General features: G+C 72.5%; 11 protein-coding genes. 9 read left to right on the top strand and 2 right to left on the bottom strand.

Annotated features, from left to right (window positions below; all coding sequences use genetic code 11):
- Positions 1 to 148 precede the first annotated feature (148 nt).
- The gene (locus tag QMK61_RS16380; RefSeq protein WP_302073309.1) at positions 149 to 538 is read left to right on the top strand and encodes a hypothetical protein; all 390 of its coding nucleotides are present in this window, start codon (positions 149 to 151) and stop codon (positions 536 to 538) included.
- 208 nt (positions 539 to 746) lie between these two features.
- Here the strand turns inward: QMK61_RS16380 and QMK61_RS16375 are convergent, their stop codons facing one another.
- Both QMK61_RS16375 and QMK61_RS16370 read right to left on the bottom strand, forming a co-directional pair.
- The gene (locus QMK61_RS16375) at positions 747 to 1,007 is read right to left on the bottom strand and encodes a flagellar biosynthesis protein (protein WP_302073308.1); all 261 of its coding nucleotides are present in this window, start codon (positions 1,005 to 1,007) and stop codon (positions 747 to 749) included.
- Positions 1,004 to 2,155: a flagellar hook-length control protein FliK gene (locus QMK61_RS16370; RefSeq protein WP_302073307.1), complete on the bottom strand. Its 1,152-nt coding sequence runs from the start codon at positions 2,153 to 2,155 to the stop codon at positions 1,004 to 1,006. Before QMK61_RS16370 ends, QMK61_RS16375 begins: the two co-directional genes overlap by 4 nt.
- A gap of 157 nt (positions 2,156 to 2,312) precedes the next feature.
- On the opposite strand from QMK61_RS16370, the gene QMK61_RS16365 reads away from it, so the two are divergent.
- The 8 genes from QMK61_RS16365 (at position 2,313) to QMK61_RS16330 (ending at position 9,997) form a co-directional block, all read left to right on the top strand.
- Complete coding sequence (locus tag QMK61_RS16365) at positions 2,313 to 2,615, top strand: STAS domain-containing protein (protein ID WP_302073306.1); 303 nt, start codon at positions 2,313 to 2,315, stop codon at positions 2,613 to 2,615.
- A gap of 18 nt (positions 2,616 to 2,633) precedes the next feature.
- The gene (locus QMK61_RS16360) at positions 2,634 to 2,996 is read left to right on the top strand and encodes a response regulator (protein ID WP_302073305.1); all 363 of its coding nucleotides are present in this window, start codon (positions 2,634 to 2,636) and stop codon (positions 2,994 to 2,996) included.
- A 10-nt stretch (positions 2,997 to 3,006) separates the two neighbouring features.
- A complete protein-coding gene (locus QMK61_RS16355) occupies positions 3,007 to 4,956 on the top strand; it encodes a chemotaxis protein CheA (protein ID WP_302073304.1) in 1,950 nt (649 codons plus the stop codon).
- A gap of 118 nt (positions 4,957 to 5,074) precedes the next feature.
- A complete protein-coding gene (locus tag QMK61_RS16350) occupies positions 5,075 to 5,581 on the top strand; it encodes a chemotaxis protein CheW (RefSeq protein WP_302073303.1) in 507 nt (168 codons plus the stop codon).
- 23 nt (positions 5,582 to 5,604) lie between these two features.
- Positions 5,605 to 7,308, top strand: a complete 1,704-nt coding sequence (locus QMK61_RS16345; protein WP_302073302.1) for a methyl-accepting chemotaxis protein — start codon at positions 5,605 to 5,607, stop codon at positions 7,306 to 7,308.
- A 3-nt stretch (positions 7,309 to 7,311) separates the two neighbouring features.
- Positions 7,312 to 8,184: a protein-glutamate O-methyltransferase gene (locus QMK61_RS16340; RefSeq protein ID WP_302073301.1), complete on the top strand. Its 873-nt coding sequence runs from the start codon at positions 7,312 to 7,314 to the stop codon at positions 8,182 to 8,184.
- Positions 8,181 to 8,819, top strand: coding sequence for a chemoreceptor glutamine deamidase CheD (gene cheD / locus QMK61_RS16335; RefSeq protein ID WP_302073300.1), 639 nt, complete (start codon positions 8,181 to 8,183; stop codon positions 8,817 to 8,819). Before QMK61_RS16340 ends, cheD begins: the two co-directional genes overlap by 4 nt.
- 77 nt (positions 8,820 to 8,896) lie before the next feature.
- Entirely contained in the window at positions 8,897 to 9,997 is a 1,101-nt protein-coding gene (locus tag QMK61_RS16330) for a chemotaxis response regulator protein-glutamate methylesterase (protein ID WP_302073299.1), read from the top strand.
- Positions 9,998 to 10,009: the final 12 nt, after the last annotated feature.

The raw sequence follows: 10,009 nt of genomic DNA, 5'->3' as shown, positions 1-10,009 counted from the left end.
TCGTCCACCACCGCCTCGCCACCATCGACATGCGCGAGGCCGACTAGACTGTTACCCATGTCCTGGCACGGGTGTAACCCATCTCCCCGGTCCATACAGCAAGAACAAAGAACGTGGTCGCCGCGACTTTCTGAAGAGTGCGGGCGCGATGGGATTGATCCTGGCAGCAAGCGTTCCGGTCGCAGGTGCCGCTTTTGCTCAAACAGCTATGGCGGCACCGGGTGATACTCACGCGCCCATCCAGGGGACGCAGGTGTTCCATGTGAAGGTACGGACCGATCTGTATTCGCCGCCGCTCGACCTCGATGTCGTGCCCGGGAAATTAACGGATCCTGTGGCGCTCAAGGGGAAAGGCCTCGTGCGTCTTCGCATCACGCCTGACAAGGTCGATCCGCACTTCGGGCCGTCCTATCACGTGGTCGTAACTGATGCGAAGGGCAACAAGCTGGCCGCCATGAACATCGGCAGCAATACGACGGCTACCTTCGAGAACCTCGGCATACAGATATATCTGCTGTCAGTCCAGCAGGCGACCTAGCCCGGCTGGGGTCGATCCGACGCTGCGACGCTGCTTGCGTCTACAGCGTCGCGCACCTGCGTTGGCCAGGAGTAGCAGGAGCAGGCGCCCGGAGTCCCGCGGGCGCCTTTTTTGTTTCCAGCGTCCGCTATGCCACTTACCAGCATGGTCCGTGTCATATGAAGATCGGCGGATGAATAGTGCTCCCGGCAGGGGGGCGGAACGCGTGCTAATGATCCTCTGCCTCGGCGTCATAGACGCTGGCAAGCACGGCGGCCGCGGCGGCGTACAGCGTGGCCGGCACGTCCTCGCGCAGGCGCAGCGCGCACAGCAGGCCGGCGACCTGGGCGTCGTGGTGCAGCGGCAGGCCCAGCGCGCGGGCGCGCGCCAGCAGCGCGTGCAGCGGTTCCGGCGGCAGCGGCGGCACGTCCACGCCGTCGGCGGCGAGGCGGAGGCTGATCTTGCGCTGGGGTGACGGCAGCGTATTCATGCGGTGGCCTTGAGCAGCACCTGGCTGTACGGGCCGGGAGGCTGGGGCAGGCCGTGCTGGCAGCTCAGCTGGTCGAGCAGCAGGCCGCTGCCGGCCAGGCGCTCGCGGAGCGCGGCGAAGCGGCGTTCCAGCCGTTCCACCGCAGGCGCATGCTGCGCCCACAGGCGTACCGCCAGGCGCAGGCCGCGCAGTTGCAGTTCGCCGTGCAGCGGGCCCAGCGCGGGCAGGTCGATGGCGAAGCCCAGGGTCCAGGCCGCGTCCTCGCCGGCGTCCGCCGCGCCGGGTTCGATGCGCAGCTGCAGGATGTCGTGGCCGCGCGTTCCCTGCAGCGGAATCTCGACCAGCCGCGCCGGCAGCGCGCCGGCCTCGAGCTGGGTCACTTCCAGCCGCGCCAGCGCGGCATGGGTGGCGTCGCGCAGCTGCGGCAGCAGGCGCGCGGCGTCGTCCGGTCGTGCTTCCGGCCACTCGGTTGCCAGCGGCGCGCGTGGCTGCGCCTGCAGGCCGCGCTGCTGCAACGGCGGCGGCGTGTCGGCGGGAACGCGCGCGCCGGGCGTGCCGCGAGGCAGGTCCTGCAACGACGCGGCCAGGCGCAGCAGGGCGGCCTTCCAGTCGTCCTCGACGGGCTGCGCGTCCGGCGTCGCCAGCAGGTCGGCCTCGAGGAACAGGCCGCTGCGCAGCACGGCCTGGCGCAGGCCGTCCGCGTCGGCGATTTCGGCGGGCGTGCGCAGGCTCTGCTCCAGTTGCGCCAGCGCCGTGCGCACGTACGCCGGCAATACGCGCAGCAGCGGGCGCTGCGCCAGCGCGGCCACGGTCGCCAGCAGCGGGGCGTAGCCGTTCTGCTGCGGCAGGCGCTCGCGCAGGGCGCGGCCCAGCGCCTGACCGGCGGAGGCCGGGCCGACCACCTCGAACTGCGGCTGCGCGCCCAGGCTCAGCACGCGCACCTGGAATTGCGCCGGCAGGCGGGCGCCGGCGCCGGGCGTGTCCGTCTCCACCGTCAACGCGCCGATCTGCAGCACCAGCAGCCCCTGCGGCGTGGTGCCCAGCGGGCGCGCCGACAGCACGCTGCCGATCCGCCACGCCTCGGCGCCGGCGCCGGAAGCGGCACCGGCCCAAGTGAGCGCGGCAAGGCTGGTGGGCTGGATGATCAAGCGGGACCTGTGCGGGCGCGCCATCCCGAGCGGCGCGTTCGCGGGATGCATCGGCCGGCATCACATGAACTTGAGCGCCGCGCCGCGCGGGCCGGCCCTCAAGCCGGCGCGCAAGCTGCCGATACCGGTCGCAGACGGGCTGAGGCGAGGCGGGGCGATGGCTGGACGGAAGGACGACGAGGCGCGGGTCGCGTTGCCGGCCGACTGCCGCATGGCCGCCGCGCCGGCGCTGCACGCCGCGCTGTGCTCGGCATTGGCGCGACCGGCCTGCGTGCTCGACGGGGCCGCGGTGGAGCGCGTGGACACCAGCGCGCTGCAGTTGCTGGCCGCGTTTCGCCGCGATGCCGTGGCGCGCGGCGTCGCGGTGCGCTGGCACGGCGCCAGCGCGGCGCTGCGCGAGGCGGCCGGCCTGCTCGGCCTGGCCCGGGCCCTGGACCTGCCGGCGACGCAGCCGGCCTGACTTTTTCGGAGATCGACGATGGCGAAGATTCTGGCGGTGGACGACTCGGCCTCGATGCGCGGCATGGTGGCGTTCACCCTGCGCGGCGCGGGCCACGAGGTGAGCGAGGCCGAGAACGGCGAGCTGGCGCTGGGCGCGGCCCGCGGCGAACGCTTCGACCTGGTGCTGGCCGACGTCAACATGCCGGTGATGGACGGCATCAGCATGGTGCGCGAGCTGCGCGCGCTGGACGCCTACCGCGGCGTACCGATCCTGATGCTGACCACCGAATCGCATGCGGACAAGAAGATGGAAGGCAAGGCGGCGGGCGCCACCGGCTGGCTGGTCAAGCCATTCGACCCGGAGCAGCTGCTGGCCACCGTCAAGCGCGTGCTGGGCTGAGGGCCGGTCCATGGGCGCGTCCGGGCTGGCGCAGTTCCAACAGGTGTTCATCGAGGAAAGCCTGGAAGGGCTGGACACGATGGAGTCCTCGCTGCTGGCGCTGGACGGGGGCGGCGACGCGGAGCTGGTGCACGGCATCTTCCGCGCGGCGCACTCGATCAAGGGCGGCGCGGCCATCTTCGGTTTCCCGGAGATGTCCTCGTTCACCCACGAGGCGGAGTCGCTGCTCGACGAGTTGCGCGACGGCCGGCGCGCGATCGATGGCGCCACCATCGAACTGCTGCTGCGCGTGGTGGATTGCCTGCGCGGCATGTTCGCCCAGGCGCAGGCAGGCCAGCCGCTGATCGACGCGGCGGCGGACGCGCTGCGCGGCGAGTTGGCCGCCGTGATGGGACGCGCGGCACCGGCGGCGGCCACGATGGAGGCGAAGGGCGGTCCCGGCGCGTGGCGCATCGGCTTCCGCCCGCATCGCGGCATGCTGGCCAGCGGCAACGATCCGCTGCGCCTGCTCCGCGAACTGGCGGCGCTGGGCGAGCTGGACGTGACCGCCGAGCTCGACCGCCTGCCGGCGCTGGAGGCGCTCGACCCGGACGAATGCCACCTCGGCTGGCGCCTGGAACTGCGTGGCGACGTGAAGCGCGCGGCGATCGCCGCGGTGTTCGACTGGGTCGAGGACGAGTGCGACCTCGCGATCGAACCGCTGCCGCCGGCGGTGCCCGCGCAGGCATCCGTGCCCGCGGCGGCCGCGACGCCGGCGCGCACGGCACGCGAGGCGGGCGCCGAGTCCGGCTCGGTGCGCGTGTCGATCGACAAGATCGACGGCCTGATCAACCTGGTGGGCGAGCTGGTGATCACCCAGTCCATGCTCGACACCTTCCGCGAGGGCGCCAATGCCTCGCGGCTGGCCATGCTGGAACAGGGCCTGGTGCAGCTGGCGCGCCACACGCGCGAGCTGCAGGAGAGCGTGATGGGCATCCGCATGCTGCCCATCGCCTCGGTGTTCAACCGCTTCCCGCGCATGGTGCGCGACATCGGCCAGAAGCTGGGCAAGCAGGTCAGGCTGGAACTGGCCGGCGAGCACACCGAGCTGGACAAGACCGTGCTGGAGAAGATCGGCGACCCGCTGGTGCACCTGGTGCGCAACGCCATCGACCACGGTCTGGAGACGCCGGAGCGGCGCCGCGCCGCGGGCAAGCCGGAGGCCGGCACGCTGCGGCTGGAGGCCTCGCACCGCGGCGGCAGCATCGTGGTGGAGGTGGTCGACGATGGTGCCGGCCTGAACCGCGGGGCGATCGTCGCCAAGGCAGTCGAGCGCGGCCTGGTCGCCAGCGGCGAGGGCATGGACGACGATGCCGTGGCCGAGCTGATCTTCCGGCCCGGCTTCTCCACCGCGGCGGTCACCACCGACCTGTCCGGCCGCGGCGTGGGCATGGACGTGGTCCGCCGCAACGTGGCCGACCTCGGCGGCACGGTGACGGTGCGCAGCGCGCCGGGGCGGGGCAGCACCTTCACCATCGTGCTGCCACTGACCCTGGCGATCATCGACGGCCTCACCGCGGCGGTGGGCGACGAGCGCTACATCGTGCCGCTGGTGTCGATCGTGGAATCGGTGCAACTGGACGACGGCGCGATCAAGACCATGCCCGGCGGCGGCGAGCTGTTCCGCTTCCGCGGCGACTACCTGCCGGTGGTCCGCCTGCACGAGGCCTTCGGCTGCGAGGGCGCGGTGCGCGAGATTCCGCGCGGCCTGATGATCGTGGTGGAAGGCGACGGCAGCCGCGCGGGCCTGTTCGTGGACGGCCTGGTCGGCCAGCAGCAGGCGGTGGTGAAGTCGCTGGAGGCCAATTACCGGCGCGTGCAGGGGGTGTCCGGCGCCACCATCCTGGCCGACGGTTCGGTGGCGCTGATCGTCGACATCCCCGGCCTGGTGCGCATGCAGGGCCGTCGCCGCGCGGCCTGAAGCGGCCCGTGGCGCGGCCCCCCGGAGACCGTGAACGGCCCGGGCCTCAAGTTTCCCGCGCCGCCGCCGATCTTCCACCCGAACGGGAGCGCGCGGCGCCCCGACGACGAGGCGAACCATGTCCGAGCACGCGCCGAGCGAGGCAATCCAGTCGCAGTACCTCACCGTCCACCTAGCGCGGGAGGAGTACGCCATCGACATCCTGGCGGTGCGCGAGATCCGCGGCTGGACGGCGGTCACGCGCATCCCGCAGGCGCCGCACTACGTGCTCGGCGTGCTCAACCTGCGCGGGGCGATCGTGCCGGTGCTGGACCTGCGCCTGCGCTTCGGCCTGCCGCGCGAGGACTACGACGCCACCACCGTGACGGTGATCGTCACCGTGGCCGGGCGCCTGTTCGGCGTGGTGGTGGACGGCGTCTCCGACGTGCTCGACGTGGCCGCGGACGCGGTGAAGCCGGTGCCCGACATGGGCACCGCGGTGGATACCGAATACCTGAAGGGGCTCACCGCGGTCGCCGAACGCATGGTGCTGCTCCTGGACGTGGACAAGCTGTTGCAGCCGCAGGACGCGCAGATGCTCGAGGCCGCCCTGCCGGCGGCCACCGACGTGAAAGCCGTGGCCTGACGACGGCCCTGACAGGAACCGCCATGAAAATGCCGAAACTGAAGTTCAAGATCTCCGCCCTCACGGTGCGCGGCCGCCTGCGCCTGGTGCTCGGCATGCTGGTGCTGATGCTGATCGGCGGCGCCGCGGTCGGGCTCGGTTCGCTGCAGGTGCAGAGCGACAACATGCGCCTGATGTACGACGAGGAGATCGTGCCGGCGCAGCTGGTGTCGCAGCTGGCGCAGCGCTCGCTGATGTCCTTCCTGGTGCTGGGCGAGGCGTCCAGCGTGGTGGCCAAGCCCGACCAGCTCAAGCAGAAGCTGGCCGAGTCCGGCAAGTACCGCGACGCGATCGCCGCGCTGCGCAAGCAGATCGCCGGCCTCGCCATGGACGGCGACGTGGCGAAGCAGTACCGCGACTTCGCTTCCACCGACGCCGACTACGACAGCGCGGTGAAGGACATGCTCGACGCGCTGAAGCAGGCCGATCCGGGCTCCGGCGACGTGCTGGAGATGGAAGTGCGGCCGCTGATGATGCAGCGCCAGGACGCGCTCGGCAAAGTCGTCGACCTGCAGCGCGTGGCGGCGCAGCGGGTGTACGACACGCAGCTGAAGCGCTTCCGCGTGGTGCGCGCGGCGAGCGTGGCGGCGCTGGTGGCCGGCCTGGCGCTGGCGCTGTTCATGGCGCTGGCGCTGAGCCGCTACATCGTCGACACGCTGCGCTTCGCCGGCCGCGTCGCCCGCGCCATTTCCGAGGGACGTCTCGGGCACGACATCAAGGCCGGCCGCCGCGACGAACTGGGCGACCTGCTCGACGCCTTCCGCACCATGGACGAGCGGCTCGCCGCCATCGTCGGCGAGGTGCGGCACGGCGCCGGCGCGGTGAGCACCGCCGCGCAGCAGATCGCGCGCGGCAACGACGACCTCAGCCAGCGCACCCAGGAACAGGCCTCCAGCCTGGAGCAGACCGCCTCCTCGATGGAGCAGATGACCTCCACGGTGAAGCAGAACGCCGAGAACGCCAGCCACGCCAACCAGCTCGCCCGCGGCGCGCGCGAGCAGGCCGAGCGCGGCGGTGAGGTGGTGGCGCAGGCGGTCGGCGCGATGCGCGAGATCAACCAGTCCAGCGGCAGGATCGCCGACATCGTGGGCCTGATCGACGAGATCGCCTTCCAGACCAACCTGCTGTCGCTGAACGCCGCGGTGGAAGCCGCGCGCGCCGGCGAGCAGGGCCGCGGCTTCGCGGTGGTGGCCGCCGAGGTGCGCAACCTGGCGCAGCGCTCGGCCGGCGCGGCGAAGGAGATCAAGGCGCTGATCAAGGACAGCGTGGACAAGGTGCAGGCCGGCTCGACCCTGGTGGACCAGTCCGGCAAGGCGCTGGCCGACATCGTGGAGAGCGTGAAGAAGGTCACCGACATCGTGGCCGAGATCGCCGCCGCCAGCCAGGAGCAGTCGGCCGGTATCGACCAGGTGAACCATGCCGTGCTGCAGATGGACGAGATGACCCAGCAGAACGCCGCGCTGGTGGAAGAGGCCGCCGCCGCCGCGCGTTCCATGCAGGAACAGGCTGCCGAGCTGAGCGGGCAGGTGGGCTTCTTCGAGCTGGGCGGCCGCGCCGCCGAGCCCGCGCCGCGGCCGTCGACGGCGGTGGCCGAGGCCGAGGCGGTGTTCGCCGCCGTGCGCAACGCGCCGCCGCGCGCCGCGCGCGAGCCCGAGACGGCCGACGCCGGCGCCTGGAAGGAGTTCTGAGCGATGGCCGCCGGCGTGCTGGCCGAAGACGGCGCGGCGACGGCCGGCGGCCCGGTGCTGGGCGATGCGGAGTTCCAGTTCCTGCGCGACTTCGTGCACCGCCATTGCGGCATCGCGCTGGGCGGGCAGAAGCGCCAGCTGGTGCAGGGGCGCCTGCTGCGCCGCCTGCGCGGGCTCGGCCTGGGCGATTTCCGCAGCTATTGCGAGCTGCTGCGGCGCGACCCGGACAGCGAGCTGGGCGACCTGGCCAGCGCGATCAGCACCAACGTCACCGCGTTCTTCCGCGAGGCGCACCACTACGAACTGCTCGAATGCGAACTGCTGCCGCGTTGGCTGGAACGCAAGCGTCGCCACGGCGGCCGCCTGCGCCTGTGGTCGGCCGGCTGCGCCACCGGCGAGGAGCCGTACGCGCTGGCGATGGTGCTGGCCGAGGCGCTGGCGCGCGAGGCCGGTGCGGTCGACGCGCGCATCCTGGCCACCGACCTGTCGCCGCAGGCGCTGGCGCAGGCGCGCCGCGGCGTGTACGCGCTCGACCGCCTCGGCGGCATCGACGAGGCGCGCCGCCGGCGCTGGCTGCTGCGCGGTTCCGGCGAATACGAAGGCTACGCCGCCGTCCACCCGCGCCTGCGCGAGCTGGTCAGCGTGCTGCCGCTGAACCTGCTGCACGAGTGGCCGATGCAGGGCCTGTTCGACGCGATCTTCTGCCGCAACGTGGTGATCTATTTCGACCAGCCCACCAAGCGGCGCCTGTTCGAGCGCTATGCGGCGATGCTGGAGCCGGGCGGCTACCTGTTCCTCGGCCACTCGGAGTCGATGCACGGCCTGTCCGACGCCTTCGAGCTGGTCGGCCGCACCGTCTACCGGAAGCGCGCATGAGCGCCGCGGCCGCCCTCGCCGACGCGCTGCCGGGCTTCGAGCACCTGCGCCGCTGCTGGGACAGCGCGCACGGACGCACCGCGGTGAAGCTGCTGCCGGGCGAGTTCTACGCGAGCGCGCAGGACGAGGTGATCACCACCGTGCTGGGTTCCTGCGTCTCCGCCTGCGTGTACGACGCGCGCCGGCGCATCGGCGGCATGAACCATTTCATGCTGCCGGCGCCGCCCGCCGGCGCGGCGGGGCGCGACGACTGGTCCGGCGTGGCCGGACGCGCGGCGCGCTACGGCAGCGACGCGATGGAGCAGTTGATCAACGCCGTGCTCAAGGCCGGCGGCCTGCGCGGCGAGCTGGCGGTGAAGGTCTTCGGCGGCGGCCGCGTGCTGGCGCAGATGACCGACGTGGGCCGGCGCAACATCGAGTTCGTGCAGCGCTACATCGAGGCCGAGCGCCTGCAGCTGGTGGCGTCCGACCTGGGCGACGTGCACCCGCGGCTGGTGCAGTTCTTCCCCGCCAGCGGGCGCGCGCGCGTGCGCCTGCTGCAGCGCGGCGGCGACGTGGCGCTGGCGGCGGAGGAGCGCTCGTACCTCAAGCGCCTGGCCAACGATCCGATAAAGGGCGAGGTGGAGCTGTTCTGACGCGCCGGCCCGGCGCAGGCCGCGGCGGCGCGCGAGGCGTCCGTTCCATCCATGAACAGCGAGACGGGAAACCGGCAATGGAAAGAGTGCGAGTACTGGTCATCGACGATTCCGCGCTGGTGCGCAAGCTGCTGTCGGCCATGCTCGCCTCCGACCCGGCGATCGAGGTGGTCGGCGCCGCGCCGGACCCGCTGGTGGCGCGCGAGAAGATCAAGCAGCTCGCCCCCGACGTGCTCACCCTGGACGTGGAGATGCCGCGCATGGACGGCCTCACCTTCCTGGAGAACCTGATGCGGCTGCGGCCGATGCCGGTGGTGATGGTGTCCTCGCTGACCCGGCAGGGCGCCGAGGTCACCCTGCGCGCGCTGGAACTGGGCGCGGTCGACTTCTTCGCCAAGCCGGCCAGCGACCTGGCCGACAGCCTCGCCGCCGGCGCCGCCGAGATCTGCGCCAAGGTGAAGGCCGCCGCGCGGGCGCGGCCGCGCCCGCGCGCGACGGTGCGCCGGCTGGAGGTGGCGCCGCGGCTGTCCGCCGACGCGGTGCTGCCGCGCTCGCAGACGCCGGGCACGCGCGGCGGCAGCCCGATCATCGCGCTGGGCGCGTCCACCGGCGGTACCGAGGCGATCCGCGCGGTGCTGGAGGCGATGCCGCCCGACGCGCCGCCGATCGTCGTCACCCAGCACATCCCGGCCGCCTTCAGCGGACCCTTCGCGGCGCGGATGGACCACTGCTCGGCGATGCGCGTGTGCGAGGCGCGCGACGGCCAGCCGATCCAGCCCGGCCACGCCTACATCGCCCCCGGCAGCCAGCACCTGCTGGTGATGTGGGACGGCGCCCGGCACGTGTGCCGCCTGCACGACGGGCCGCAGGTCAACCGCCACAAGCCCAGCGTCGACGTGCTGTTCCGCTCGACGGCGGCCAGCGTCGGCGCCGCCACGGTCGCCGCGCTGCTCACCGGCATGGGCGACGACGGGGCGCGCGGCCTGCTGGAACTGCGTCAGGCCGGCGCGCGCACCCTGGTGCAGGACGAGGAAAGCTCGGTGGTCTGGGGCATGCCTGGCGCCGCGTGGAAGCTCGGCGCCGCCGAGGAGGCGCTGCCGCTGGAGCGCATCGCCGCGCGCCTGCTCGCCCTGGCCAGCCGTCCCGCGGCCGTCGCCGCCACCGCTGCCATCCATTGATCCCGGAACCGC

Origin of the sequence: Fulvimonas sp. R45 (assembly GCF_030504985.1) — a bacterium.
Taxonomy (GTDB): Bacteria; Pseudomonadota; Gammaproteobacteria; order Xanthomonadales; family Rhodanobacteraceae; genus Rhodanobacter_A.
The sequence above is the reverse complement of the archived record's forward strand: the minus strand, read 5'-3'. Positions and strand labels throughout refer to the sequence as shown.

Bases quoted from the DNA above. Each gene is read 5' to 3' on its own strand.
- QMK61_RS16345 (WP_302073302.1), top strand. From the start codon at position 5,605: ATGAAAATGCCGAAACTGAAGTTCAAGATCTCCGCCCTCACGGTGCGC.
- QMK61_RS16350 (WP_302073303.1), top strand. From the start codon at position 5,075: ATGTCCGAGCACGCGCCGAGCGAGGCAATCCAGTCGCAGTACCTCACC.
- cheD (WP_302073300.1), top strand. From the start codon at position 8,181: ATGAGCGCCGCGGCCGCCCTCGCCGACGCGCTGCCGGGCTTCGAGCAC.
- QMK61_RS16375 (WP_302073308.1), bottom strand. From the start codon at position 1,007: ATGAATACGCTGCCGTCACCCCAGCGCAAGATCAGCCTCCGCCTCGCC.
- QMK61_RS16340 (WP_302073301.1), top strand. From the start codon at position 7,312: ATGGCCGCCGGCGTGCTGGCCGAAGACGGCGCGGCGACGGCCGGCGGC.
- QMK61_RS16360 (WP_302073305.1), top strand. From the start codon at position 2,634: ATGGCGAAGATTCTGGCGGTGGACGACTCGGCCTCGATGCGCGGCATG.
- QMK61_RS16380 (WP_302073309.1), top strand. From the start codon at position 149: ATGGGATTGATCCTGGCAGCAAGCGTTCCGGTCGCAGGTGCCGCTTTT.
- QMK61_RS16355 (WP_302073304.1), top strand. From the start codon at position 3,007: ATGGGCGCGTCCGGGCTGGCGCAGTTCCAACAGGTGTTCATCGAGGAA.
- QMK61_RS16330 (WP_302073299.1), top strand. From the start codon at position 8,897: ATGGAAAGAGTGCGAGTACTGGTCATCGACGATTCCGCGCTGGTGCGC.
- QMK61_RS16365 (WP_302073306.1), top strand. From the start codon at position 2,313: ATGGCTGGACGGAAGGACGACGAGGCGCGGGTCGCGTTGCCGGCCGAC.